We start from the raw sequence: 26,553 nt of genomic DNA, 5'->3' as shown, positions 1-26,553 counted from the left end.
AGATAGCGAATATGTCTGAGAAATTGCTTGTACGGCGCGCAGCGGTCCTCGGGGCCGGCGTGATGGGCGCGCAGATCGCCGCGCACCTGGCCAACGCCGGCGTCGACACGGTGCTGTTCGACCTGGCGGCCAAGGACGGCAATCCGGATGGCGTGGTGCTCAAGGCCATCGCCAACCTCGGAAAGCTCTCTCCCGCCCCGCTCGCCAGCAAGGCCCTGGCCGGCGCCATCGTCCCGGCGAACTACCACACCGGCCTGGCGTTGCTGGAAGGCTGCGACCTGGTGATCGAGGCGATCGCCGAGCGCATGGACTGGAAGCAGGACCTGTACAAGCGCATCGCCCCGCACGTGGCGCCGCACGCGGTGCTGGCCAGCAACACCTCAGGCCTGGGCATCAACGCCCTGGCCGACGTGCTGCCCGAAGCCATGCGTCCGCGCTTCTGCGGCGTGCACTTCTTCAACCCGCCGCGCTACATGCACCTGGCCGAGCTGATCCCGGCGCGCGGCACCGATCCGGCGATCCTCGACGCGCTGGAAACCTTCCTCACCACGCACCTCGGCAAGGGCGTGGTGCGGGCCAAGGACACGCCCAACTTCATCGGCAACCGCATCGGCGTGTTCTCGATCCTGGCCACCATGCACCACACCGCTGCCTCCGGCCTTGGCTTCGACGCCGTCGACGCGCTCACCGGCCCGGCGATCGGCCGGCCCAAGTCGGCGACCTATCGCACCGCGGACGTGGTCGGCCTGGACACCATGGCCCACGTCATCAAGACCATGGCCGACACCCTGCCCGACGATCCGTGGCACCGGCACTTCAAGGCGCCGGGCTGGCTCGAGGCCCTGGTGGCCCAGGGCGCGCTGGGGCAGAAGAGCGGCGCCGGCATCTACATGAAGCGAGGCAAGGACATCCTGGTGCTCGACCTGCAGGCGCAGGACTACCGTGCCAGCGCAGGCGAAGTGGCCCCGGAAGTCGCGGCCATGCTCAAGGAAAAGGATCCGGCGAAGAAGTTCGCCGCGCTGCGCGGCAGCGAACACCCGCAGGCACAGTTCCTGTGGGCGGTGTTCCGCGACCTGTTCCACTACAGCGCCTACCACCTGGCGTCGATCGCGGACACCGCGCGCGACGTCGACCTGGCGATCCGCTGGGGCTACGGCTGGAAGCTCGGCCCGTTCGAGACCTGGCAGGCCGCGGGCTGGAAGCAGGTCGCCGACTGGATCGCCGAGGACATCGTCGCCGGCAAGGCGATGAGCGACGCGCCGCTGCCCGACTGGGTGTTCGACGGCCGCGAGGGCGTGCACGGCGCCGAGGGCAGCTTCAGCCCGGTCAAGAACGCCAAGCTGCCGCGCTCGGCCCTGCCCGTCTACCAGCGCCAGCGCTTCCCCGACCCGCTGCTGGGCGAGCGAGCCGATCCGGGCGAGACCGTGTTCGAGAACGAAGGCATTCGCGCCTGGCACGACGGCGACGGCGTCCTGGTGGCCTCGTTCAAGACCAAGATGCACACCGTCGACGATCAGGTGATGGCCGGCCTGCAACAGGCCATCGACGTGGCCGAACGCGATTTTCGCGCGATGGTGGTCTGGCAGCCGCAGGAGCCGTTCTCCGCGGGCGCCAACCTCGCCGGTGCGCTCGGCCTGCTCCAGGCCGGCGACGTCGCCGGGTTCGAGGCGATGGTCGCCAACTTCCAGGCCACCAGCCAGCGCATCAAGTACTCGCTGGTGCCGGTGGTGGCGGCCGTGCGCGGCCTGGCGCTCGGCGGCGGCTGCGAATTCCAGATGCACGCGGCGCGCACCGTCGCCCACCTGGAAAGCTACATCGGCCTGGTCGAGGCCGGCGTGGGCCTGCTGCCCGCCGGCGGCGGCCTGAAGGAACTGGCCGTGCGCGCTTCCGCTGCCGCGGGCGCCAGCGGCGACGTGTTCGAGCAGCTGAAGAAGGTGTTCGAGACCGTCGCCATGGCCAAGGCCTCGGCTTCGGCCGTTGAATCGAAGGAACTCGGGCTGCTGCGACCCGACGACGTGGTCGCGTTCCACGCCCACGAACTGCTGCACATCGCCAGGGGCCAGGCGCTGGCGCTGGCCGACCGCGGCTATCGCCCGCCGCTGCCCGCGCGCCAGGTGCGCGTCGCCGGCGATGTCGGCATCGCCACGTTCAAGATGCTGCTGGTGAACATGCTCGAGGGCCGCTTCATCAGCGAGTACGACTACGAGATCGCCAGCCGCATCGCCACCGTGCTCTGCGGCGGCGAGGTGGACCGCAACGCGCTGGTGGACGAGGACTGGCTGCTGCGCCTGGAGCGCGAGCATTTCGTCGCGCTTGCGCAGCAGGACAAGACCCAGGCACGCATCACGCACATGCTGAAGACCGGCAAGCCGCTGAGGAACTGAAGACCATGTCACGCCAAATCCAGGACGCTTACATCGTCGCGGCAACGCGCACTCCCGTCGGCAAGGCCCCGCGCGGCGTCTTCCGCAACACCCGCCCGGACGACATGCTCGCGCACGTGCTGCGCAGCGTGGTCGCGCAGGCGCCGGGCATCGACACCTCGCGCATCGAGGACGCGATCATCGGCTGTGCCATGCCCGAAGGCGAGCAAGGCATGAACGTGGCGCGCATCGGCGTGCTGCTGGCCGGCCTGCCCGACACCATCGCGGCACAGACCATCAACCGCTTCTGCTCGTCCGGCCTGCAGGCCGTGGCCCTGGCCGCCGACCAGGTGCGCCTGGGCAACGCCGACCTGGTCCTGGCCGGCGGCACCGAGTCGATGTCGATGGTGCCGATGATGGGCAACAAGGTCGCGCTGTCGCCGGATGTGTTCCGCAACGACCACGTCGCCATCGCCTATGGCATGGGCATCACCGCCGAGAAGGTCGCCGAGGAATGGAAGGTCTCGCGCGAGGACCAGGACGCGTTCGCCCTGGCCTCGCACCGCAAGGCCCTGGCCGCGATCGACGCCGGCGAGTTCCGCGACGAGATCTCGCCGCTGGAAGTGGTCGCGCGCCTGCCCGAGCTGGCCGGCAACACCATCCGCCTGAAGAAGACGCTGGTCGATACCGACGAAGGTCCGCGTCCGGATACTTCCCCCGAGGGCCTGGCGAAGCTGCGCCCGGTGTTTCGCAACGGCCAGTTCGGCGGTTCGGTCACCGCGGGCAATTCCTCGCAGATGTCCGACGGCGCCGGCGCGGTGCTGGTCGCCTCCGAACAGGCGATCAAGGACTACGGCCTGACGCCCCTGGCCCGATTCGTCTCGTTCTCGGTCGCCGGCGTGCGTCCGGAGGTGATGGGCATCGGCCCCATCGCCGCCATCCCGAAGGCGCTGGCGCAGGCCGGGTTGTCGAAGGAACAGCTCGACTGGATCGAGCTCAACGAGGCATTCGCGGCGCAGGCGCTCGCGGTGATCCGCACCTCCGAGCTGGACCCCGACAAGGTCAATCCGCTCGGCGGCGCGATCGCACTGGGCCATCCCCTCGGCGCCACCGGCGCGGTCCGCACCGCGACCATCGTCCACGGCATGCGCCACCGCAAGCTCAAGTACGGCATGGTCACCATGTGCATCGGCACCGGCATGGGCGCCGCCGGCATCTTCGAAGCTCTTTGAACCGCAACCGCAGGACGCGGATCAACGCGGATGAAAAAGCGGATAACCGCGGATCAAGCAAAGGCAGGAGTGGGTTCGTGGGCGCCGTAGCAGATCGCCTGGAGCCACTACTGCCTTATCCGCGTTGATCGGCTCTTTCATCCGCGTTGATCCGCGTCAAAAGAGGCTCCAGGCGCGACTCAGTCGAGGTCGATGACGCCCATTTCGGCGAGGGCGCGGGTCATGGTTTCGCGCGCGGGGTCGCTGAGCTTTTCGTGGTCCAGGGCGTAGCGGATGGTGGCTTCGATCAGGCCGATGTGGGTGCCGCAGTCGAAGCGCGTGCCCTGGAACCGGTAAGCCAGCACCTGCTCGCGCAGCAGCGCCGAGATCGCATCCGTGAGCTGGATCTCTCCGCCGGCGCCCGGCGTGGTCGCTTCCAGCAACTCGAAGATCCGCGGCGAGAGCACGTAGCGGCCGACCACCGCCAGGGTGCTGGGAGCTTCGGCCGGGTCGGGCTTCTCGACCATCGCCGTGATCCTGCCGGTGCGGCCGTTGAAACCCTCGGTGGCGACGATGCCGTAACTGCCGGTCTTCTCCGGCGCCACGTCCTGGACCGCGATGACGCTGGCATCGGCCGACTGGGCCACGTCGGCCATCTGCTTCAGCGCGCCGCTGACGCCCTTGCGTGTCCAGATCAGGTCGTCGGGCAGCAACACGGCGAACGGTTCGTCGCCGATCACCGGCTTGGCGCACAGTACCGCGTGGCCCAGGCCCAGCGCCTCGTGCTGGGTGACGAAGATCGCGCGCACGCCGGAAGGCAGCACGTTGCGCACGAGTTCCAGCAGTTCCTGCTTGCCGGATCGCTCCAGCTTCTGCTCGAGCTCGTAGGCCTTGTCGAAATAGTCGGCGACCGCGTGCTTGTAGCGGTTGGTGATGAACACCAGCGTGTCGCAACCGGCTTCGATCGCCTCGTCCACCGCGTACTGGATCAGCGGCTTGTCGATGATCGGCAGCATCTCCTTGGGCACCGTCTTGGTGGCCGGGAGGAAGCGGGTGCCGAGGCCGGCGACAGGGAAGACAGCCTTGCGGATGCGGCGGTTCGCTGCGGCCGCCATCAGCTGGCCCTGTTGCCGCGCACGGGGAACGCCACGACGGCGCCGCGCCCGACCGAGGACTCGTCGGCCTTGGCCGGATCGAACTCGGGCACGGCTTCGCGCAGCAGTACCGACAGTTCTTCCAGGTCGTAGCGAGCCGTGGCCTCGCGCATGCGCGCGGTGATGCCGACGATGCGTTCGGCCATGATCCCGCGGGCCTCGGCCTGCTGGATCTTGGGATGCACGGTCGGACGATAGCGTTCGTCGGCGTGAAACAGGGTTTCGTGCAGTTTCTCACCCGGCCGCAGGCCGGTGTAGACGAGGGCGATGTCGCGCCCGGGTTGCGTGCCTGCCAGCCTGATCATGTGTTCCGCCAGATCCTTGATGGCGACAGGTTCTCCCATGTCCAGCGTATAGATCGCGTGTTGCGAGCCGATCGCCGCCGCCTGCAGGATCAGCTGGCAGGCTTCCGGAATGGTCATGAAGTAGCGAGTGACCTCCGGATCGGTGACGGTCACCGGCCCGCCGTTGCGGATCTGCTTGCGGAACAGCGGCACCACGCTGCCGGCCGAGTCCAGCACGTTGCCGAAGCGCACGGTGACCGCGCGGGTCGCATGCGGCTCGGCCAGCGCCTGGGCCTGGCTGACCTTCTCGGCCATGCGCTTGGTGGCGCCCAGCACGTTCACCGGATCGACGGCCTTGTCGGTGGAGATCAGGACGAAGCTGCCCACGCCGGCGCGGTGGCTTTCCGCGCTCACGGTCTCGGTGGCCAGCACGTTGTTGCGTACCGCTTCGCGCAGCTGCGCTTCCAGCAGCGGCACCTGCTTGTAGGCAGCGGCATGGAAGACCGCCTCGGGCTGCGACAGCGCGATCGCATGGCGCATCACCGCCGGATCGCCGCAGTCGCCGAGCACCGGCACGCAGCGGATCTGCGGATAGTCGCGCTGCAGTTCGGCCGTCACGATGCTCAGCGCGAGTTCGTCGATCTCGACCAGCGCGACCTGGTGCGCGCCGTGCTTGGCGCACTGCCGGCACAGCTCCGATCCGATCGAGCCGCCGGCGCCCGTGACCAGCACGCTGCGCCCGCCCAGCCAGCCGCGGATCGCCTTCCAGTCCGGGGTCACGGGCTGGCGGCCGAGCAGGTCCTCGATCGCCACTTCCTTGAGTTCGCCGGGAAGCGAGCGCCCCTCGAGCAGGTCGTCCAGGCGCGGCACGCGGCGGAACGGCAGGCCGGTGCTCTCGCAGGCGGCCACGACCGAGCGCATGGCGGCCGCATCCAGCGACGGCATCGCGATCACCAGCAGGCGGGCGGCGGTCTCGCGGGCAATGCGTTCGACCTCGTCGATGCGGCCCAGTACCGGCACGCCCTGCAGGTAGCTGCCACGCAGCGTGGCCGCGTCGTCGAGGAAGCCCACCGGCTGGTAGGAACCGGTGCGGTGCAGGTCGCGCACCAGGGCTTCACCGGCACGGCCGGCGCCCAGGATCAGCACGCGCAGCCCGGCTTCCTCCGAACGGGACAGCTGGTAGTCCTTCCACACGCGGTACAACAGGCGCGGCATGCCCAGCAGCGCGGTGAGCACGAACGGATACAACAGCAGCACCGTGCGCGAGACCTGGTCCATGCGGTTGTAGATGAACAGGCTGACGGAAATCGCGATCAGGCCGAACAGGCAGGCCTTGAGGATGTTGACCAGGTCGGGAACGCTGGCGAAGCGCCACACGCCGCGGTACAGGCCGACCCGCCAGAACACCAGGCCCTGGGCCAGCAGGACCAGCGCGATCTCGGCCGACCAGGCGGCGATCGGCGACGGCTCCGAACGCATCGCGTACCGCACCAGGTGCAGTCCGATCCAGGCCACCCAGACCATCGCCAGGTCGTGCAGCACCACCGCGGTGCGCGGCAGGTTGGTGGCGACGCGTTGCTTCCAGTCCGTCATTGACGCTCTCCTGGCGTGGATTCCCTGGACTGTTGCAGGCGCAACCAGACGGCGCATGCGGCCAGGCAGGAGATTCCGGCGGAGCACATGATAACGATCGACGCGCTGCCGTCAGCCAGAAGCATGAATGCGACTTCAACGGCCGTCCACGCAAGGAACGCGAAAGCCACGACGGCATGGCCACTGCGGCGGGCCCAGCGCTGGTAGGCGTGCTGCACGTGCGGCTGCCACCAGCGCTCGCCGCGCAGCACCCGCCGGGCAAGGGTCAGGGTGGCATCCACGCCGCAGGCCACCAGCGGCAGCAGCAGCAATGGCGCCTGCTGCCAGCTGCCCGCAACCAGCAACAGCGCGACCAGCACGGCCAGCAGGTATCCCAGCGCGCCGCTGCCGACGTCGCCGAGGAAGATGTTCGCCCTGGGCAGGTTGAACGGCAGGAACCCGGCACAGGCCGCGGCCAGCGCGATGCCCAGCACCGCGACCGTCCCACTGCCTGCCAGCAGGCCGAAGCCCAGGGCAGCGAGCATGGCCTGGCTCGCGGCCAGCGCGTCGATACCGTCGATGAAGTTCCAGACGTTGACCAGGACCAGGGCTGCCACGAACGCGACTGCCGCCTTGCCTGCCCCTGCCCCGAGCGCCAGCACCGCCCATGCCAGCAGGGCCGCGGCCAGCGCATGCACGACCAGGCGCAGCGCGGGCGGAAGCGGGCGATGGTCGTCGGCCCAGCCGATCCCGGCGACCAGCGCCAGGCCGCCACCGATGGCCGCGAGCAATCCACCCTGCCCTGGCACGCGCCAGGCCAGCCAGGCCAGCACCGCGAGCATCGCCACCACGATCGAGATGCCGCCGCCGCGCGGCGTGGCGGACGCGTGGCTGCGGCGCTCGCCGGGTTCGTCCAGCATGTCGCGGCCCAACGCATAGCGCCTGGCCAGCCAGGTGCCGGCCAGGCCGGTGGCGAAGGCGCCGATCGTCAGGTACCACCACATGGCGCTAGACCACCGCGTAGTTCAGCAGCGGCTTGACCGTGCCCCACTCCTTGCAGCTCGGGCATTGCCAGTGGTGGCTGCGCGCGCCGAAACCGCATCGGCTGCACCGGTAGCTGGGATTGCGCACCAGCAACTGGTCGGTGATGTGCTTGAGGTCGTGCAGGGTCGCGACCGGATCGGCCTGCTCGAGCAGCGTCATGTCGATCAGCGCGGCCTCGCCGCGCACCGACGGACGGTCCTTGAGCTGCTGCGCCAGGTAGGCGCGCGCGGCGCCGACGCCTTCGGCGGATTCGACCAGCCGCGCCAGCGCGAGCACCGGCGAAATGCCGCGGTAGTGCTCGGCCATCTCGGCCAGGAAGGCGCGCGCGCCGGTGGTATCGCCAACGCGTGCGTAGCAGGCCAGCAGCGCCGGCAGCAGGTCCGGCAGGTAATCGGGGTCGTGGCGCGCGGCGCGTTCGAAGGCACGGATCGCGGCGACGTCGTTGCCGGCATCGACTTCGATGCGGCCTTCGAGCATGCCGGCGCGCACCGAGGTCGAGTCGGCGGCGTAGGCGCGGGCGATGGAGGCGCGCGCGGCATCGATATCGCCGGCGACGCGATGGCGGTCGGCGAGCTCGCACTCGAACTGGGCGATGAGCTTGCCCATGGGCTCGCCGGTGACTGCCTCGAAGCGGCTCGCGTTCTCGATCGCCTTGCTCCAGTCGCGCTCGGACTGGTAGATCGCGATCAGGTGGCGCAGGGCCTGCGGTGCGCGCTGGTCGATGCGCGCCAGGTCGGTGAACACCGTTTCGGCCCGGTCCAGCAGGCCGGACTTCATGTAGTCCTCGCCCAGCGCCAGCAGCGCCTGGACCTTCTGCTGGTCGGTCAGGTCGGGGCGCTGCACCAGCGCCTGGTGCAGCCGGATCGCGCGGTCGACTTCGCCGCGGCGGCGGAACAGGTGGCCCAGCGCAACCTGGGTTTCGAACGTGTCCTTGTCCAGCTCCGCGATGTGCAGGAACAGCTCGATCGCCTTGTCCGGCTGTTCGTTGAGCAGGTAGTTGAGGCCACGGAAGTACGTGGTGGACAGCTTGCTGACCTGGCTGTCGCTATGCCGCTCGCCGCCGCGGCGGCCGATGACCCAGCCGCTGAGCGCCGCGGCCGGCAACAACAGGACGAACCAGATCCATTGGTCGAGGAAAGCCATGCCTCATGGTCCCCGGCGGCGCAGGCGGTTGCGCAACGGCAGGACCACGCTCACGGCCAGCACCAGGCCGCCTGCGATCACGCCGGCCAGCAGGGCCACCAGGATCGCAACGCCCAGGGTGGCGTGCAGGGTCGCGAAGCCCAGGTCGACGGCGACCGGCTGCGGATTGAGTGCACCGACGGCCAGGCCGGCGGCGAGGAAGAAGAAACCGACCAGGACGCGCAGCAGTCGCATCAGTCCTCGGCTGCCCGCGGCATCGCATTGGCGACGCGCTCGCGCAGCTCCTTGCCGGGCTTGAAGTGGGGAACGTGCTTGCCGGGCAGCGCGACGGCGTCGCCGGTCTTGGGATTGCGGCCAGTGCGCGGCGGACGGTAATGCAGGGAGAAACTGCCGAAACCGCGGATCTCGATGCGCTCGCCCTGGGCCAGCGACGCGCCCATCATCTCCAGCAGCGACTTCACCGCCAGGTCGACATCGTCGGCCTTGAGGTGGGCCTGCCGCAGCGTGAGGATCTCGATCAGTTCGGACTTGGTCATTTCGTCGCGTCGGGCCGTACCTTGCTTGCGCAGCGCGCGGCCCGGCATTGCTGCCGGGCCGCGTGCCTTGCATGTTGCTTACTCGGACTTGCTCTCGAGCTGCTCGCGCAGCAGCGCGCCGAGCTTGGTGGTACCGCTGGAAGCGTCCGCCGAGGACTTGTTGTACTCGGCCAGGGCTTCCTGGGTCTCGGCCTCGTCCTTGGCCTTGATCGACAGCTGCATCAGGCGGCTCTTGCGATCGGTGCCGACGATCTTGGCCTCGATCTCGTCGCCGACCTTGAGCTTCTGGCTCGCGTCCTCGACACGCTCGTGGGCGATGTCGCGCGCGGCCAGGTAGCCCTCGACGCCGTCGCCCAGGTCGATGGTCGCACCGCGTGCGTCCACTTCCTTGACGGTGCCCTTGACGATCGAGCCGCGGGCGTTGGTCGCCTGGAACTGGCCCATCGGGTCCTGCTCGAGCTGCTTGACGCCCAGCGAGATGCGCTCGCGCTCCGGGTCCACCGCAAGCACGACGGCTTCCAGGGTGTCGCCCTTCTTGTAGTTGCGCGCGATGTCCTCGCCGGTGGAGTTCCAGCTGATGTCGGACAGGTGGATCAGGCCGTCGATGCCGCCGTCCAGGCCGATGAAGATGCCGAAGTCGGTGATCGACTTGATCTGGCCCTCGACCTTGTCGCCCTTCTTGTGGATCGCGGCGAAGGTCTCCCACGGGTTGGAAGTGACCTGCTTGATGCCCAGCGAGATGCGGCGGCGCTCCTCGTCCACGTCCAGGACCATGACCTCGACCTCGTCGCCGACCTGCACCACCTTGGACGGGTTGACGTTCTTGTTGGTCCAGTCCATCTCCGACACGTGCACCAGGCCTTCGACGCCCGGCTCGATCTCGACGAACGCGCCGTAATCGGTGACGTTGGAGACCTTGCCGAACACGCGGGTGTTGGCCGGGTAGCGGCGGGCGATGTTGTCCCACGGATCCTCGCCCAGCTGCTTCAGGCCGAGGCTGACGCGGTTGCGCTCGCGGTCGTACTTGAGCACGCGGACGTCGAGCTCCTGGCCCACTTCCACGACTTCGGACGGATGGCGCACGCGCTTCCAGGCCATGTCAGTGATATGCAGCAGGCCGTCGATGCCGCCCAGGTCCACGAACGCGCCGTAGTCGGTGAGGTTCTTGACCACGCCCTTGAGCACGGCGCCCTCGACCAGCTTCTCGAGCAGCTGTTCGCGCTCTTCCGAATGCTCGGACTCGACCACCGCACGGCGGGAAACGACCACGTTGTTGCGCTTGCGGTCGAGCTTGATGAGCTTGAACTCGAGCTCCTTGCCTTCCAGGTACACCGGGTCGCGGACCGGGCGCACGTCGACCAGGGAACCGGGCAGGAATGCGCGGACGTCCTTGATGTCGACGGTGAAGCCGCCCTTGACCTTGCCGCTGATGCGGCCGGTGATGGTCTCGTTCTTCTCGAGGGCTTCCTCGAGTTCGTCCCACACCATGGCGCGCTTGGCTTTCTCGCGCGACAGCACGGTCTCGCCGAAACCGTTCTCGAGGGAGTCCAGCGCCACCTTGACGGTGTCGCCGATGCCCACGTCGATCTCGCCGGCGTCGTTGCGGAACTGCTCGATCGGGACGATGCCCTCGGACTTCAGGCCGGCGTTGATGACGACCACGTCGGAGCGCACGTCGACCACGGTGCCGGTGACGATGGCACCGGGCTTGAGCTTGGCGATGTGGGCCTGGCTCTGTTCGAACAGTTCAGCGAAGGATTCGGTAGCTACGGTCATGTTTTTCTCAGTTGGCGCGTGCGGGCTTGCAGTTGCCAGGGGTTGGGGTGGATGGAAGGGTTGGATGGATCGACAACAACCGGCATGGGCCGGCTCTACCGGACAAGCGCGAGCACCTGTTCCACGACCGCGTCGATGGGCAACCCGGTGGTGTCGATGCGCACGGCGTCTTCGGCCGGTCGCAACGGAGCCACCGCGCGGCTCGCGTCGCGGGCGTCACGGGCAAGGATCTCCCGTAGCAGACCGGCCAATGTAACGGAAACCCCTTTTTCCTTCAACTGCTTATAGCGCCTTTCTGCCCTTTCCTCGGCGCTGGCGGTCAGGAAGACCTTGTAGCGAGCGTCCGGGAAGATCACCGTGCCCATGTCGCGGCCGTCGGCCACCAGGCCCGGCGGCTGGCGGAAGGCCCGCTGCCGGTCCCGGAGCGCGGCCCGGACCTCGGGGATGGCGGCGATCGCCGAGGCGGCGGCGCCGGCTGTCTCGGTCCGCAGCTCGTCGGTGGCGTCGTGGCCGTTGACCAGCACCCGAAGCTCGCCGTCGGCGGCCTCGCGGAAGGCGATGTCCGAATCGAAGGCGCAGCGCACCAGGGCGCCGGCGTCGTCCAGGTCCAGGTCGGCCCAGCCGGCGGCCACGCCCACGGCCCGGTAAAGTGCGCCGGAATCCAGGTAGTGCCAGCCCAGCCGGGTGGCCGCCAGGCGGCTGATCGTGCCCTTGCCGGAACCGGAAGGACCGTCGATGGTGAGGACCGGGGCGGCCGGGTCCGGAGTCGGGTTGCTGTCTGTCATCGGGGGATTGTAGCCGGGGCACGCGGCAAACCGGTGCAAACACTTGAATGGCAGGGGAAATCCCGGCTAGAATGGGCGGCTGGCGCTTCAGGCGCCTTTTTTGATCCAACCCATTCCATCAATCAACCGTTGCCGAGGTTCCATCATGAAGGTCCTGTCCTCCCTGAAGTCGGCGAAGAATCGTCACCGCGACTGCAAGGTGGTCCGCCGCCGCGGCAAGATCTTCGTGATCTGCAAGTCCAACCCGCGCTTCAAGGCTCGCCAGCGCTGAGTTTTCGCGCAGGTCGCCCAGGAAGGCCGCGGAAACGCGGCCTTTTTCGTGGGCGACGCTTGGTGGGAGCGGCGGAAGCCGCGATTTTGTGAAGCCGCGATTGTGACCGCCTTCGCGGCTTCCGCCGCTCCCTCGGGGCCACACCGCTCTACAATCGGCCGACCATCCACGAGGACCTTGCCATGCGCCTCCAGATCATCGCCCTGCTCGCCCTGTCCGGTGCCGCCGGCATCGCCTGTGCCGCAACTCCGGCCGGCGACACCCTGCTGATCGAACGCGTCCAGCAGGAACCCAGCGCCGCCCTGCCCGCACGCGGCCTGTCCATGGCCCAGGTCCAGGCCCGCTACGGTGAACCGGCCAGCCGGCTGGAACCGCGCGGCGGCCAGAGTTCGGCCTGGCCGGTCATCAACCGCTGGAGCTACCCGGGTTTCACCGTGTACTTCGAGGGCGACAAGGTCATCGACGCGGTCCTGGCCAAGGCCGGCCCCAACGAGATCGGACCCAAGCCCACGCCATGACGCACTGCAATCGGGACGATGCCCGCCTGCCGGCCGAATGGGAGCCCCAGGCGGCGATCCTGCTTGCCTGGCCGCACGCCGGTACCGACTGGGCCGAACGCCTGGAAGACGTCGAAGAGACCTACATCGCCCTGGTCGCGGCCATCACCCGCTTCCAGCGCGTGCTGCTGTGCGTGGCCGACGACGACATCGAGGCCTATGCCCGCGCGCGCCTGTCCTCGGCCCGGATCGACATGGGCCGGGTCATCTTCGCCACGGTCCCCTACGACGACACCTGGCTGCGCGACAGCGGGCCGATCACCCTGGTCTCGCCCGGCGGCGCCTGCCTGCTGGATTTCCGCTTCACCGCCTGGGGCGGCAAGTTCGAGGCGGCGCAGGACGACCGCTTGGTCGAGCGCTTGCACCAGATGGGATTCTTCTCGAACTCTGCACGGCAAAATATTGATTTTGCTTTGGAAGGCGGCGCCATCGACGTCGATGGCCAGGGCACGCTGCTGAGTACCTGGCAGTGCCTGCACGAGCGCCACCCGGATGCGGCCCGCGAGGACCTCTCGGCGAAGCTGGCGACCTGGCTGCGCCAGGAGCGCGTGCTGTGGCTCGACCACGGCTATCTGGAAGGCGACGACACCGACGCCCACATCGACACCCTGGCGCGCTTCGCGGCCCCGGACGCGATCGTGTTCCAGGCCTGCGACGACGAGGCCGATTCGCACTACGCCGAGCTGCAGGCGATGGCCGCCGAGCTGGCCACGCTGCGCACCCGCGACGGCAAGCCTTACCGCCTGTTCCCGCTGCCTTGGCCGCAGCCCATCGTCGACGACGGGCGCCGCCTGGCCGCCAGCTACGCCAACTTCCTGATTGTCAACGGCGCGGTGCTGGTGCCGGCCTACGGCGACCCGGCCGACGGTCTCGCCGCCGGCGTGCTCGCGCAGGCGTTCCCGGATCGGGAGATCGTACAGGTACCCTGCCGCGCGCTGATCTGGCAGAACGGCAGCCTGCATTGCCTCACCATGCAGGTGCCACAGGGGATAATCGCGGAATGAGCCGGAAAACCCTTCCCGTCGCGCTCGTCCAGGAGCGCAACCATGGCGACGCCGAGGCCAACCTGGCGGTGATCGAGCAGCGCGTGGCCGAGGCCGCCAAGGCCGGAGCGCGCCTGGTGCTGCTGCAGGAGCTGCACAACGGCGCCTATTTCTGCCAGCACCAGGACGTGGGCGAATTCGGGCTCGCCGAACCGATTCCCGGCCCCAGCACCGAGCGCCTGGGCGCACTGGCCAGGAAGCACGGCGTGGTGATCGTGGGCTCGCTGTTCGAGCGCCGCGGCGCCGGGCTGTACCACAACACCGCCGTGGTCCTGGAGAGCGACGGCAGCCTGGTCGGCAAGTACCGCAAGATGCACATCCCCGACGACCCGGGCTTCAACGAGAAGTTCTACTTCACCCCGGGCGACATGGGCTTCAACCCGATCGACACCTCGGTCGGCCGCCTCGGCGTGCTGGTGTGCTGGGACCAGTGGTACCCGGAAGGTGCGCGCCTGATGGCGCTGGCCGGAGCCGAACTGCTGCTCTACCCGACCGCCATCGGCTGGGATCCGGATGACGACCAGGCCGAGAAGGACCGCCAGCGCAACGCATGGATCCTCAGCCACCGCGGCCACGCCGTGGCCAACGGCCTGCCGGTGCTGTCGTGCAACCGGGTCGGCCACGAGCCCTCGCCGGTGGGTCGCTCCGGGATCGACTTCTGGGGCTCCAGCCACGTGCTGGGTCCGCAGGGCGAGTTCCTGGCCGAAGCCTCCACCGACGCGGCCGAGGTACTGCTGGCCGAGGTCGACCTCGAGCGCAGCGAGCACGTGCGCCGGATCTGGCCGTTCCTGCGCGATCGCCGCATCGACGCCTATGGCGACCTGGTGAAGCGCTACCGCGACTAAGGGCTGGGTCCTGCCGACGAACGGTCGGCAAAGGAACGAACGGTCGTGCTATTGTGCGGCCATGAACGCCATTCCCGCACCTACCGCAAAAGGCGCCGCGACCCGCGAGGCCATCGTCGAGCGCGCCTACGAGATCGCCCGCTGCGCCGGACTCGAGGGCCTGTCCATCGGCAACATCGCCCAGGCCGTGGGCATGTCCAAGAGCGGCGTGTTCGCCCACTTCGGCTCACGCGAGGACCTGCAGCTGGCGGTCCTGGATCTCGCCGCCAACCGCTTCGGCGAAGCGGTGCTGGTGCCGGCCCTGGCCCAACCGCGCGGCCTGCCCCGGCTGCGCGCGGTGATGCAGCACTGGTTCGACTTCGTGCACCGCAACGATGGCAACTGCGTGCTGCTCGGTTCGGTGACCGAGTACGACGACCGCCCCGGCGCCGTTCGCGACCGGGTGCTGGGCAATGAGGAGCGGTGGCGCGAGGTACTGGGCCGCTCCATCGAGCAGGCGATCGAATGCGGCCACCTGCGCCGCGACGACACCGGCCAGTGCGTGTTCGAGCTCTATGCCATCGCCCTGGCGCTGAACCACGAGTCGGGCCTGTTCGGCCACGAACTCGCGCGCCGCCACGCTGACGCCGCCACCGAACGCTGGATCGCCAGCAACGCACCGTGAGCAGACCATGCGCAAGACCTTGCTGCTGTACGCCATCCGCCTGCAATTCCTGATCCAGCGACTGCTGGCCCCCGAGCAGGCTGCGCGCCGCGCTGGCGACCTGTTCTGCCAACCCATGGGCAGCTCGCGCACGCGGGCGCGCCTGGCGCCCACCCTGGACGCAGTCGAACACGACCTGGACATCGACGGCACCCGCATCCACGCCTACACCTGGGGCGATCCGTCGCGGCAGCCCTACGTGCTGTTCGCCCACGGCTGGTCGAGCCATGGCACCCGCATCGCGCCATGGCTGCCTACGCTGCGCGCGGCAGGCTACGCCGTGGTCGCGTTCGACCAGGCCGGGCACGGGCGCAGCGGCGGCAGGCTCACCACCCTGCCCGACTTCACCTGCCACCTGCTGGCGGTCGGCCGGCGCTTCGGACCGGCGGCGGCCGTCATCGGCCACTCGCTGGGCGCCTCGGCCACCGCGCTCGCCCTGGCGCGGGGACTGCATGCCGAACGCGCGGTGCTGATCGCGCCGATGGCCGATCCGCTGACCGCGGTCGAGCGCTTCGCGCGAGTGGTGTGGCTGGGCCAGCGCCTTGGGCGACGCATGTTCGCCCGCTTCGAGCAGGCGATGGGATTCGATGTGCGCGAACTGCAGGCGCACCACAACGCGCCGCTGATCGCGCGCCCGGCGCTGATCGTGCACGACCTCGAGGACCGGGAAGTGCCATGGTCCGACGGCGAGTGCTACGCCCGCGCCTGGCACGGCTCGCGCCTGCTCAGCACCGTCGGCCTGGGCCACAACCGCATCGTCGACGATGCCGGCGTGATCGCCGCGACACTGCGCTTCCTGCAAGGCGACAACGTCGGCGAGCGCGTGGTGTCCAGCCCCAACCTGCCCTACGGACTGGCCTGAGCGGGTATCCTGCGGGACTCCCCGTGAGTCCCCACATGACCGACGCTTTCCCCGGCCTTTCCGGCCAGCCGCATGCCATCATCGAACGCGATGGCGTCCGCTTCACCCTGCTTGGCACTGCCCACGTCTCGCACAGCAGCGTCGACGCCGTGCGCGCGGCGATCGACGGCGGCGACTACGACACCATCGCGGTCGAGCTCGATCCGCACCGCCTGCAATCGCTGACCGATCCCGACGCACTGGCGCGGATGGACGTGGTCCAGGTGATCCGCTCCGGCCGCACCGCGCTGTTCGCAGCCAACCTCGGGCTGGCGGCCTACCAGCGCCGCCTGGCCGAGCAGCTCGGCATCGAACCGGGCGCCGAGCTCAAGGCCGCCGCGCAGGAAGCGAACGCGCGCGGTCTGGACCTGCGGCTGATCGACCGCGACGTCGGCCTGACCTTCAAGCGCGCCTCGCGGCGCCTGGGCTGGTGGGGACGGGCCAAGCTCGCGGCCGGGCTGATGACCACGCTGTTCGTCGGCGACGAGGACCTCGGTGCGGACGAGATCGAGAAGCTCAAGGAAGGCGACATGCTCGAGGCCAGCTTCGGCGAGTTCGCCAGCGGCAGCCCCGCGCTGTACGACGTGGTGATCGCCGAGCGCGACCGCTACATGGCCGCGAACCTGCGCGCCATCGCCGCCGATCCCGCCTCCAGCGCACGCGAAGTCCTGGCAGTGGTCGGCGCCGGCCACCTGCAGGGGCTGGCGGCGCACCTGCGCGAAGACCAGGTGGCACCCGACGTGGTCCGCGCCGACCTCGAATCGGTCGCGGAGAAGAAGTCGATCCCGTGGTTCACCATCGCCCTGGCAGCGTTCGTCCTGGGCGGTTTCGCCTGGGGCTTCTGGCACGGCGGAGTCGAAGTCGGTGCCGACCTGCTGCTGTACTGGATCCTGCTCACCGGCACGCTCGGCGCGCTGGGCTGCGCCATCGCCGGCGGCCATCCGTTGAGCATGCTCGCGGCGTTCGTTTCCTCGCCGATCACGCCGCTGCATCCGGCCCTGGCATCGGGCACGATCAGCGCGCTGGTCGAAGCGTGGATCCGCAAGCCCACGCACGGCGACTTCATGGCGCTGCGCGACGACGCCGCGACGATCCGCGGCTGGTGGCGCAACCGCGTCGCCCGCCTGCTGCTGAACTTCTTCCTCACCAGCATGGGCACCGCCATCGGCGTCTGGCTCGGCGGCGCCCGCCTCCTCGGCAAGCTCCTGGCCTAGAGCAAAGCCAACCGCGGGACGCGGATTTACGCGGATTGAAAAGCGGATCAACGCGGATAGGGCGCTAGTGGATCCAGGCGACTGGTGGGCGCCGTGCCTGGACCCATTCCGCCTTGGCTCTATCCGCGTTGATCGGCTTGTAGATCCGCGTTGATCCGCGTCCTGCGTGTGCGTCTGACCTTCGCCCTGGCGATGAGGCGAGAGGTGCCGTTGCTCATGTCGTCCAGGAGGGCGTAGATGGTGGGAAGGAACAGGAGGCTCACCACGGTGGAGAACGCCAGGCCGCCGGCGATGGCGCGGGCCATCGGGTAGTACGGCGGGCCCTCGCCGGCCAGCTGCGTGGACGACAGCGCGATCGGCACCATCGCCAGGATCGCCGTGCCCATCGTCATCAGGATCGGCCGCAGGCGCTCGCGCCCGCCCATCACCAAGGCCTCGGTGCGCGACATGCCTCGACGGCGCAGGTTGTTGATGTGCTCGATCAGCACGATGCCGTTGTTCACCACCACGCCCATCAGCACCAGGATGCCGATGAAGGCCATGATGTTGAATGCCGTGCCGGTGATCCAGAACAGCCAGTACACGCCGAACACCGAGAACAGCACGCCGCTCATGATCGCCATCGGGAACAGCAGCGACTCGAACACCGCGGCCATGACGATGAAGATCAGCACCAGCGCGATCGCGACGTTGCGCAACATGGTCTTGTCCATGTCCATCTGCATGCCGAAGCCGCCGCCCTCGAAGGTGTAGCCGTAACCCGGCGGGAACTGCACGCTCGCGAGCGTTTCCTCGATCGCCTTCCTGGCGTCCTGCATGGTCGCGTCCGCCGCCAGGCCGGCCTCGATCTTGAGCATGGTCTGCCGGTTCATGCGGTCGATCGAGTCCGCCGACCGGGTCACGTCCACGTCGACCATCGCCAGCAGCGGCACGCTGCGGCCGTCCGAGGCCCGCACCGTGAACGACTCCAGGTCCGCGGCGCCGAAATGTTCGGCACCGGCGAAGCGCACGTTCACCGGGATCTCGACATCGCCGCGATGGAACTCGCGCAGCGGCGAGCCGCGCAAGGCCAGGCCGACGAACTGCGCCACCTGTTCGGCGCTGAAGCCGAAGGCCGCCGCGCGTTCGCGGTTGACCCGCACCTTCAGCTCGCTGCTGCTATCGCCGGTGTTCACCCGCACGTCGCGCAGCGACTTGTTGCGCATCAGGATCGGCGTGATGTCGGCCGCGATTTCGCGCAGCACCTGGCTGGACTCGCCCAGCAGGCTGAACTCCACGCCCTTCTCGTCGCCGTCCCCGCTCTGCCAGCCGATGCCGATATTGGCGCGCGCCGACTTCGGCAGGTTTTCACGGATCTCCTCCTTGAGCTTCGCGGTCTTCTCGGGGTCCTGCGAGTCCAGGTTGATCTCGGTGCGCGCCCAGCCTTGCTCGCTGTAGCGCGAGTAGATCCGTTCCACGCCCCAGCGCTCGCGGTTGGCATCGATGTAGCGCTCGATCCTGGCCACCTCGCTGCCCATCTCTTCCTTGGAATAGGAGCCGTGCCACTGGTAGAACAGGTTGATCTCGCTCGGGTCCTCCTCGTCGCCCGAGTCGGACTTGACCAGCTTCATCGGTATCGCGCTCAGCAGCGAGATGGCGACGATGCCGGCCACGGCCCAGCCGCGATGCTCCAGGGTCCAGCGCAGGAAGCGGCCATAGCGCTCCTGCAGGCGCGGGATCAGGCCGTCGCTCGAGGTCACCGCCGGGGGCGTCTTCATCCGCGCCGACAGCATCGGGATCAGGCTGACCGCGACCAGCCACGAAGCCAGCAACGACACCGAGATGGTGATCGCCAGCTGCGACAGGTAGATGGTGATGATGTTCTTCTCGCCGAACATCATCGGCAGGAACACGATGCAGTGGCACAGGGTGCCGGCCGAAAGCGCGATCGCCACGTGGCGGGTGCCGACGATGGACGCCAGGCGCGGCTGGTCGGGGTACTTCTCCCGTTCCTGGTAGATGCTCTCGACCACCACCACGGCGTTGTCGACCAGCATGCCGACCGCCAGCAGCAGGCCCATCATCGACAGGATGTTGAGCGTCACCCCGGTGAAATGCATGAAGCCCAGGGTCATGATGAAGCAGATCGGGATCGCCAGCGTCACCATCAGGGTCGACGGCCAGTGGCGCAGGAAGAAGAACAGCACGGCGATCGACAGGATCAGGCCGATGGCCCCGGCCTCGGCCAGGGCCGCCAGCGAACTCGTCACTTCCTTGCCCTGGTCGTCGGTCACGTCGATGCGGATGCCGCGCATCGCCGGGTCCTTGCGGATTAGTTCGACCTCGGCGCGCACGTCGCGGGACAGGTCGACGACGTTGGCGTTGCGCTCCTTGTAGATGTCCACGCCCACCGACGGCTTGCCGTCGACCTGGCGGACGTAGTCCATGCGTTCCGGCCGCATGTTCACGTCGGCGATGTCGGACAGGCGCGCGCCCTTGTTGCCCAGCGGCAGGTCGCGCAGTTCCTGCAAGTCCGCCAGTTCGCCGCGTGGCCGCACGCGCAGGCGCCGCCCGTTGTCGGTGATCTCGCCGGCGGACCCCGAGAAATTGGCCGACTGCAGCCGGCTGACCAACTCGTCCAGGCCGATGCCGTGCGCATCCAGCCGCTCGGGACGGATCGCCACTTCGATCTCGAGGTCCGGAACGCCCTCGATTTCGACGCGTGCAACGCCCGGGAGCCGCTCGAGCCGGCGCTTGAGCACGGCGTCGATCAGGTCGCCGCGCGTGGTGAGGTCCTCGTCGCTGATCAGGCGCAGGCCCACTGCCTCCTCGTCGCTGGAGCTCCAGCGGTGGACGAAGTAGCGGCGGAAGTCGTCGGGTAACTGGTCGCGTATGGCGTCGATGCGCTCGCGCGCCTCCGATGCCGCGATCGCGATGTCCCGGCTCCAGTCGCTGAACTGCACGAACACGCCGCCGCCGTTGGCATCGGCCGAAGCGTTCATCGACTTGATGCCGGGCATGGTCGCGATGGCTTCCTCGACCGGTTGCACCAGGTTGCGCTCGACCTCCTCCGGCGTGGAGCCCGCGTACGGCAGCTGCACGTAGAAGAACGGCGCCGTCGCCTCGGGGAACGACTCCAGCGGCAAGCGCACCGCCGCGATCAGGCCGATCACCACCATCGACACGAAGAACATGATCGTGGTGACGGGCCTGCGGATGCTGAACTCGGTAACGTTCATCGTGCGGGCTCAGGCGTGGCGGGGATCGGAGGCCGACAGCGGATCGTCGTCGTGCGAGAGCACTTCGGCGGCCAGCTCGGCGTCGTCGATGGCGCGGCGGCCGCGCTCGACGTAGTCCGCGTCGGGACGGCGGTCGAGCAGGTCGTACACTACCGGGATCACCACCAGGGTCAGCAGCGTGGATACCAGCAGGCCGCCGATCACCGTGATCGCCATCGGCGAGCGCACCTCCGCGCCCTCGCCGAACGCCAGCGCCAGGGGCAGGAAGCCGAACATGGCGCACAGCGTGGTCATCATGATCGGGCGCAGGCGCGAACGCGCGCCCTCGACCAGCGCCTCGCGCTTGGCCACGCCGGCCTCGCGCAGCTGGTTGACCTTGTCGATCAGGATGATCGCGTTCTTGACCACCAGGCCCACCAGCAGGATCAGGCCGATGAACACCACCACCGAAACCGGCGAGCGGGTCAGCAGGAGCGACAGGACCGCGCCGACCAGCGCCAGCGGGATGGTGAACAGGATCACGAACGGGTGCAGCAGCGATTCGAACTGCGAAGCCATCACCAGGTAGACCAGGAAGATCGCCAGGCCGAAGGCGAACAGCAGCGAACGCAGCGATTCGCCCAGCTCCTCGCCCTGGCCGCCGATGTGCATGCTGACCTCGGGCGCGAGCGGATCGGCCGCGACCATGGCCTCAACCTCGCGCACCGCGGCGCCCAGGTCGATGTCGCGCAGGTTGGCCGAGACGATGGCCACGCGCGTCTGGTCGGCGCGATGGATCTCGCTGGGACCGGTGGTGGCGACCACGTCGGCCACCGCCGACAGCTCAACCGGTGCGCCGCTGCCCGGATTGACGATCAGGCGGCGGATGCTCTCGACCGAATCGCGGTCCGATTCCTGCGCCCGCACCAGCACGTCGATCTTGCGGTCGCGGAAGCTATAGCGGGTGGCGACGTCACCGCGCACCTTCTTGACCACCACGTCGGCGATCTGGCGCGTGGTCAGGCCCAGCGCTGCGGCGCGTTCCTGGTCGAACACGATCTGGATCTCGGGGAAGCCCTGCTCTACCGACGACTTCACGTCGGCGTAGTGGGCATTGCCGCGCAGCATCGTGGCCAGCTTGCGCCCGGCCTTCTGCAGCGTCTCCAGGTCCTGGCCCTGGATCTCGATTTCCAGCGGCGGCGACAGGCTGAACAGTTCCGGGCGGGCGAAGTCCACCTGCGCCTCGGAGTTGCCCTGCATGCTCGCGCGCAGCTTTTCCGTCTCCCGCGCCTCGAGTTCGCGGCTGCCGCCGCCCGCCATCACCACGGTGAGCTTGCCGATGTTCTCGCCGCTCTCGGTCGGGCTGGCGTCCAGGCGCGTGCCGGTGCCGCTCACGCCGTACAGCGCGTGGATGCCTTCGTCGCCGGCGTGCTGCTCCTGCAGCTTGCGCACCAGCGCGTCGGTCCTGGCCAGCGGCGTACCCGGCGGCAGCTTGACCGTCATTTCGAAGCGGTCCTGCGCAAGCTGCGGGATCAGGTCCGCACCCAGCAGCGGAACGACGAGCATGGTCGCCACGAAGGCGGAAGCGGCCAGGCCCAGCACCAGCGTCGGACGTCCGAGCGCGGCCGGCAGCAGGCGCATGTAGCCACCTTCGGCACGGTGGTACGGCGCCATCGCCAGGTCGCTGGCCTTGCGCATCACCGGGCCGACCACGGCGACCAGGCCGCGCCAGATGCGGATCACCAGCCACGCCACGCCGAAGAACGCGCCGCGCACGAGCGCACCGAAACCGCGGCCGGCCAGCGCGGCCGGCTTCTGCCAGCGCTTCTCCGGCTCCCAGCGCGGATGCGGCGGTTCTTCCGGGAAGCCCAGCGGCGCCCTGCCCTTGAGCGAGGCGAGCATCGGGATCAGGGTCATGGCCACGGCCAGGGAAATGCCGATGGCCAGTGCCACCGTCAGCGCCTGGTCGCGGAACAGCTCACCGGCGATGCCCTCGACGAAGACCAGCGGCAGGAACACCGCGATCGTGGTCAGCGTCGAGGCGACGACCGCCATGCTGACCTCGCGCGTGCCCTGGAGCGCGGCCTGGATGATGCCCAGCCCGCGTTCGCGCGCCTTGGCGATCGATTCCAGGACCACGATCGAATCGTCGACCACCAGGCCGGTGGCCAGCGCCAGGCCGCCGAGCGACATCACGTTGAGGCTGAGGCCGAACTGGCCCATGAAGAAGAACGTGGTGATGATCGACACCGGCAGCGACAGGCCGATCACGAACGTGCTCCAGCCGTCGCGCAGGAACAGGAAGATGATCAGGATCGACAGCAGGCCGCCGATCACCGCGTCGACCTTGACGTCGCTGATCGCGTGGCGGATGAAGACCGACTGGTCCTCGATGGTGGTCAGCTCGATGTCCGGCGGCAGGTGCTCGCGGATCTCGGCCAGCTTCGCTTCCAGCGCATCGGCCGTGGCCACGGTGTTGGCGTCGCCTTCCTTGTAGATCGCCAGCTCCACCGCCTCGTGGCCGCCGAGGCGGATGATCGCCTCGCGCTCCTTGTAGCCCTGGCGGACCTCGGCCACGTCCTTGAGCCGTACCGGCATGCCGTTGGCCGGGCCAGCGGAACCGCCGCCGCGCGCGCCCATCGCCGCCGCCATCACCGCCGCGTCGCCCGACGCCGCGGCCACGCGCGCCACTTCGTCCGCGCCGCTGTCGCCGCCCTGCGCGCTGCGCGTGGTCAGCAGCATGTTGGCGATTTCCTCGATGCTGGCGAACTGGTTGACCGTGCGCACCAGGTAGCGCTGCGAGCCTTCCTCGAGGCGCCCGCCGGAGATGTTGATGTTTTCCTGCTGCAGCCGGCTGATGACGGTCTCGATCGGGATGTCGAGCTGGGCCAGCTTGCGCTGGTCGATGTCGACCTGGACCTCGTCCTCGAGGCCGCCGCCGACCTTGACCGCGGCCACGCCGTCGACCGGCTCGAGCTTCTTCTTCAGGTCGTCGTCGGCGTAGCGCCGCAGCTCCATGAGCTGGCGGATCGCCTCGTCCTCGTCCACCGACGCCTTGGGCGACAGCACCAGGCGCATGATCGGCTGGGTCGACGGGTTGAAGCGCAGCAGCACCGGCGCCTCGGCCTCGAGCGGGAACTGCAGCGACTCCATCTTGTCGCGCACCTCCAGGCTCGCCTGGTCCATGTCCGTGCCCCAGGCGAACTCGAGCACGACATCGCTCTGCCCGGTGCGCGAGATCGACTTGAGCTTGCGCAGGCCCTTGACCACGCCCAGCGCTTCCTCCGCCGGCTCGGTGATCAGGGTCTCGATCTCGGCCGGCGCCGCACCGGTGTACTCGGTGCGCACGGTCAGCGTGGGATAACTCAGGTCCGGCAGCAGGTTGACCTTCAGGTCGCCCAGGGCGATCAGCCCGAACAGCACGAAGGTCAGCGTCGTCATCGCGATGGTGACGCGGCGCCGGATTGCGAATCCGACCAATCCGTTGGTTTTCATTGGGCCAGGACCTGCACCTGGGTACCGTCGCGCAGCGCGGTCTTGCCCGCCACCACGACCTGTTCGCCTTCCTTCAGGCCTTCACGGACCTCGGCCCACGCGCCCTCGATGTGGCCCAGCGTCAGCGACACGCGCTGCGCCTTGCCGTCGCGCACCACGAACACCGACGGCTTGGCGTCGTCCTCGATCAGTGCGCTGCGCGGGATCGCGAGCGCGTTGGCGCGGCGGTCGTAATCGATGCGCAGGCGGCCGAACATGCCCGGCTGCAGTTGCCCGGCGCTGTCGAACGCGCAGATCACGCGGAAGGTGCCGCTGCCGGCGTCGACCACCGGCGACACGCGGTCGACCGTGCCCTTGAAGGTCTTGCCCGGCAGCGCGTCGACCTGCAGCTGCACCGGCAGGCCTGCCTTGAGCGTGGCCAGTTCGCGCTCGGGCACGTTGAGCGTGGCCTCGAGCTGGTCGATGTCGACGATGCGGAAGATCGGGGTGTTGATCTGGACGAAGTTGCCGGCCTTGATCGAACGCGAGGCGATGATGCCGGAGATCGGCGCCTTGACCGCCGCATAGGACAGCTCCAGCTTGGCCAGGCGATTGGCGGCGCGCACGTTCTCCAGGTCGTACTTGATCTGGTCGATGTCGTTGGCGCTGATCAGCTTCTGCTCGGCCAGCTTGAGCGAGCGTTCGTAGTTGGCCTGGAGCTTGCGCATCTGCGCCTCGCTCTGCGCGGCCTGGAGTTCGGCGCGGGCCGAGTCCAGGCGCACCAGCACGTCGCCGGCGCGCACGCGTTGGCCTTCCTCGACCAGCACTTCCAGGGCGACGCCCGAGGTCTTGGCTACCACCTGGGAATCGGCCCGCGCTTCGAGCGCCGCGGTGCCGCCATAGCTGGCAGCGATCGAGCGGCGCTCGACCTTCGCGGCCTCCACCGGTACCGCCTCGGCAGCCTTGTCCGCCCCTTCGCCGTCCTTGGTCGCCGCCTTGGCGTCCGCAGCAGGGCCGGTTTCCACCTTGCAGGCGCCCAGCGCGAGCACGCCGGGGGTCAGCAGGCACAGCAAAAGGGCGGTCCGCAGCGGGCGGGCAGCAGGGGTCTTGCGGGTCATCGGTGGGGGCTCGTCATGTGGTGTTGTATGAAGGTATATCACCCGGCGGCGCAACGATATCCGCCAGAGGTCATGGTGACGTCATGCCTGACCGACCTGATGACCCCGGGCCGGCCGGATCGTTCCCCGCCTTGGGGTTGGCGTGGCGAGGTGGCTATACTGATGCGATTGCGCGCCGCCGCGTTGCAGTGCGCACCTTCCGAACACCCTTGACTGCGGACAAGCCGATGATCCGATCGTTGTTGTTTGCCTCCTGCCTGTGCCTGGCCAGTGCCAGCGCCTGGGCCCAGGAGTCCGCCGCCCCCGTCGGCAACGCCGAGAGCGGCCACCAGCTCACCTTCACCTGCCAGGGCTGCCACGGCGTCACCGGCTACAAGAACGCCTACCCGAACTACCACGTGCCGAAGATCGGCGGCCAGGCCGCTCCCTACCTGGTCAACGCGCTCACCGAGTACCAGCAGGGCAGCCGCAAGCACCCGACGATGCAGGCCCAGGCCGAGAGCTTCTCGGCTCAGGACATCGCCGACATCGCCGCCTACCTGTCGAGCCTGAAGTGAGCCGCCCCATGAAGAACGCACTCATCGCAACCGCCCTGGTCGCGGCCATCGGCCTGCTGGCCGGCTGCAGCTCGCAGGGCAACGACTCGCTCGGCAACCCGGCCGCGGGCGAACAGCTCGCCAACACCAAGGGCGCCGCCACCGGCCAGAGCTGCATCGACTGCCACGGTGCCGGCGGCAATGCGCCGATCGACGCCACCTACCCGAAGCTGGGCGGCCAGTACCGCGACTATCTGGTGCACGCGCTGCAGATGTACCGCAGCGGCGACCGCAGCAACGCGCTGATGTCGCAGCAGGCGCGCGACCTCACCGACGAGCAGATCCGGGACCTGGCGGCGTACTTCGCCTCGCAGCCGACGCAGCTGCGCGACCTCAGCCCGCACTGATCAGTTCTCCTGCAGCTCCGGCTTCCACGGCACGTCCGGCGGAGGCCGGGCTTCGGCTTCCTGGTCCTGCATGTCCGGATCGGTGATCCCGCAGCCGCCGCCCAGCTGCAGCAGCGACACCACGCAACGGATCTTCTTCGACGTGCCGGGGATGGCGATCTGCACCTCGCGGATGCCGCGCCTCACCCACTCCTCCAGCAGCGTGCCGCCGGGCATCCAGTAGCGGTCGAACGCCGTCGGCTTGTAGTCGATCGGCGGCCGCTTGAGCCAGGTGCCGGCGCGATCCAGGTCCTGGATATCCTCGAACACCACCCCGGGCGGCAAGGCGTCGCCGGCGGTGGCGCCGGCGCCGGGCGGCAAGCGCGGCCGTCCCTGCTCGTCGAAGATCCCGCTCGCGCCGCGCTGGCCGCCGTCATCCC

At 68.8% G+C, this 26,553-nt stretch carries 22 protein-coding genes and 1 pseudogene; 11 read left to right on the top strand and 12 right to left on the bottom strand.

The genetic code is table 11. From position 1 onward, the window contains the following. Nucleotides 1–11: 11 nt before the first annotated feature. Both QAA18_RS04185 and QAA18_RS04180 read left to right on the top strand, forming a co-directional pair. Entirely contained in the window at nt 12–2,384 is a 2,373-nt protein-coding gene (locus tag QAA18_RS04185; protein ID WP_279411234.1) for a 3-hydroxyacyl-CoA dehydrogenase/enoyl-CoA hydratase family protein, read from the top strand. A gap of 5 nt (nt 2,385–2,389) precedes the next feature. Then, the gene (locus tag QAA18_RS04180) at nt 2,390–3,595 is read left to right on the top strand and encodes an acetyl-CoA C-acyltransferase (protein ID WP_279411233.1); all 1,206 of its coding nucleotides are present in this window, start codon (nt 2,390–2,392) and stop codon (nt 3,593–3,595) included. Between the two features lie 179 nt (nt 3,596–3,774). On the opposite strand, the gene galU is transcribed toward QAA18_RS04180, so the two are convergent. The 8 genes from galU to cmk all read right to left on the bottom strand — a co-directional run bounded on the left by galU (nt 3,775) and on the right by cmk (nt 11,868). Beyond that, nucleotides 3,775–4,689: a UTP--glucose-1-phosphate uridylyltransferase GalU gene (galU, locus tag QAA18_RS04175; RefSeq protein WP_279411231.1), complete on the bottom strand. Its 915-nt coding sequence runs from the start codon at nt 4,687–4,689 to the stop codon at nt 3,775–3,777. Then, nucleotides 4,689–6,605: a nucleoside-diphosphate sugar epimerase/dehydratase gene (locus QAA18_RS04170; RefSeq protein ID WP_279411229.1), complete on the bottom strand. Its 1,917-nt coding sequence runs from the start codon at nt 6,603–6,605 to the stop codon at nt 4,689–4,691. Before QAA18_RS04170 ends, galU begins: the two co-directional genes overlap by 1 nt. After that, nucleotides 6,602–7,588: a lipopolysaccharide biosynthesis protein gene (locus QAA18_RS04165; RefSeq protein WP_279411228.1), complete on the bottom strand. Its 987-nt coding sequence runs from the start codon at nt 7,586–7,588 to the stop codon at nt 6,602–6,604. Before QAA18_RS04165 ends, QAA18_RS04170 begins: the two co-directional genes overlap by 4 nt. A gap of 4 nt (nt 7,589–7,592) precedes the next feature. Beyond that, nucleotides 7,593–8,771 carry a lipopolysaccharide assembly protein LapB gene (gene lapB, locus QAA18_RS04160; RefSeq protein WP_279411226.1) on the bottom strand — a complete coding sequence of 393 codons (1,179 nt, stop codon included), beginning with the start codon at nt 8,769–8,771 and terminating at the stop codon, nt 7,593–7,595. Nucleotides 8,772–8,774: 3 nt separating this feature from the next. After that, the gene (locus QAA18_RS04155; RefSeq protein ID WP_279411225.1) at nt 8,775–9,005 is read right to left on the bottom strand and encodes a LapA family protein; all 231 of its coding nucleotides are present in this window, start codon (nt 9,003–9,005) and stop codon (nt 8,775–8,777) included. Further along, on the bottom strand, nt 9,005–9,307 hold the full coding sequence (locus QAA18_RS04150) for an integration host factor subunit beta (protein ID WP_279411223.1): 303 nt from the start codon (nt 9,305–9,307) through the stop codon (nt 9,005–9,007). Before QAA18_RS04150 ends, QAA18_RS04155 begins: the two co-directional genes overlap by 1 nt. 78 nt (nt 9,308–9,385) lie before the next feature. Continuing rightward, entirely contained in the window at nt 9,386–11,083 is a 1,698-nt protein-coding gene (gene rpsA / locus QAA18_RS04145) for a 30S ribosomal protein S1 (protein WP_279411222.1), read from the bottom strand. 95 nt (nt 11,084–11,178) lie between these two features. Next, nucleotides 11,179–11,868 (bottom strand): (d)CMP kinase, encoded by a 690-nt coding sequence (cmk, locus tag QAA18_RS04140; RefSeq protein ID WP_279411221.1) that lies wholly within the window; start codon nt 11,866–11,868, stop codon nt 11,179–11,181. 145 nt (nt 11,869–12,013) lie between these two features. Here cmk and ykgO point away from each other — a divergent pair, with 145 nt between their 5' ends. The 7 genes from ykgO (at nt 12,014) to QAA18_RS04105 (ending at nt 17,402) form a co-directional block, all read left to right on the top strand. Continuing rightward, a complete protein-coding gene (gene ykgO, locus QAA18_RS04135; protein WP_166207107.1) occupies nt 12,014–12,139 on the top strand; it encodes a type B 50S ribosomal protein L36 in 126 nt (41 codons plus the stop codon). A 182-nt stretch (nt 12,140–12,321) separates the two neighbouring features. Continuing rightward, a complete protein-coding gene (locus QAA18_RS04130; protein ID WP_279411217.1) occupies nt 12,322–12,657 on the top strand; it encodes a hypothetical protein in 336 nt (111 codons plus the stop codon). Continuing rightward, nucleotides 12,654–13,700 carry an agmatine deiminase family protein gene (locus tag QAA18_RS04125; protein WP_279411216.1) on the top strand — a complete coding sequence of 349 codons (1,047 nt, stop codon included), beginning with the start codon at nt 12,654–12,656 and terminating at the stop codon, nt 13,698–13,700. Before QAA18_RS04130 ends, QAA18_RS04125 begins: the two co-directional genes overlap by 4 nt. Further along, a complete protein-coding gene (locus QAA18_RS04120) occupies nt 13,697–14,584 on the top strand; it encodes a carbon-nitrogen hydrolase (RefSeq protein WP_279411214.1) in 888 nt (295 codons plus the stop codon). The genes QAA18_RS04125 and QAA18_RS04120 overlap by 4 nt, the downstream gene beginning before the upstream one ends. Nucleotides 14,585–14,645: 61 nt before the next feature. Continuing rightward, nucleotides 14,646–15,248, top strand: a complete 603-nt coding sequence (locus QAA18_RS04115) for a TetR/AcrR family transcriptional regulator (RefSeq protein ID WP_279411212.1) — start codon at nt 14,646–14,648, stop codon at nt 15,246–15,248. Nucleotides 15,249–15,255: 7 nt separating this feature from the next. Next, nucleotides 15,256–16,149, top strand: a complete 894-nt coding sequence (locus QAA18_RS04110; RefSeq protein ID WP_279411210.1) for an alpha/beta fold hydrolase — start codon at nt 15,256–15,258, stop codon at nt 16,147–16,149. Nucleotides 16,150–16,184: 35 nt separating this feature from the next. Then, the gene (locus QAA18_RS04105; RefSeq protein ID WP_279411209.1) at nt 16,185–17,402 is read left to right on the top strand and encodes a TraB/GumN family protein; all 1,218 of its coding nucleotides are present in this window, start codon (nt 16,185–16,187) and stop codon (nt 17,400–17,402) included. A gap of 119 nt (nt 17,403–17,521) precedes the next feature. Here the strand turns inward: QAA18_RS04105 and QAA18_RS04100 are convergent, their stop codons facing one another. The 3 genes from QAA18_RS04100 to QAA18_RS04090 are packed head-to-tail and all read right to left on the bottom strand — an operon-like array spanning nt 17,522 to nt 25,191. Continuing rightward, a complete protein-coding gene (locus QAA18_RS04100) occupies nt 17,522–20,620 on the bottom strand; it encodes an efflux RND transporter permease subunit (protein WP_279411207.1) in 3,099 nt (1,032 codons plus the stop codon). A 9-nt stretch (nt 20,621–20,629) separates the two neighbouring features. After that, nucleotides 20,630–24,094 carry an efflux RND transporter permease subunit gene (locus QAA18_RS04095; protein ID WP_279411205.1) on the bottom strand — a complete coding sequence of 1,155 codons (3,465 nt, stop codon included), beginning with the start codon at nt 24,092–24,094 and terminating at the stop codon, nt 20,630–20,632. Beyond that, nucleotides 24,091–25,191, bottom strand: coding sequence for an efflux RND transporter periplasmic adaptor subunit (locus QAA18_RS04090; protein WP_279411204.1), 1,101 nt, complete (start codon nt 25,189–25,191; stop codon nt 24,091–24,093). Before QAA18_RS04090 ends, QAA18_RS04095 begins: the two co-directional genes overlap by 4 nt. Nucleotides 25,192–25,418: 227 nt before the next feature. Here QAA18_RS04090 and QAA18_RS04085 point away from each other — a divergent pair, with 227 nt between their 5' ends. Together QAA18_RS04085 and QAA18_RS04080 are read left to right on the top strand one after the other, a co-directional pair. Continuing rightward, nucleotides 25,419–25,748 carry a cytochrome c gene (locus QAA18_RS04085; protein WP_279411203.1) on the top strand — a complete coding sequence of 110 codons (330 nt, stop codon included), beginning with the start codon at nt 25,419–25,421 and terminating at the stop codon, nt 25,746–25,748. 8 nt (nt 25,749–25,756) lie between these two features. Next, nucleotides 25,757–26,134 (top strand): cytochrome c, encoded by a 378-nt coding sequence (locus tag QAA18_RS04080; RefSeq protein ID WP_279411201.1) that lies wholly within the window; start codon nt 25,757–25,759, stop codon nt 26,132–26,134. On the opposite strand, the pseudogene QAA18_RS04075 reads toward QAA18_RS04080, so the two are convergent. Continuing rightward, nucleotides 26,135–26,553, bottom strand: a pseudogene (locus QAA18_RS04075) (transmembrane repetitive protein); the annotation flags it as partial.

The sequence above is a fragment of the Luteimonas sp. 8-5 genome (assembly GCF_029763755.1).
Lineage (GTDB): Bacteria > Pseudomonadota > Gammaproteobacteria > Xanthomonadales > Xanthomonadaceae > Cognatiluteimonas.
Note: the sequence above shows the minus strand (reverse complement) of the source record. Positions and strands in the feature narration are given on the sequence as shown.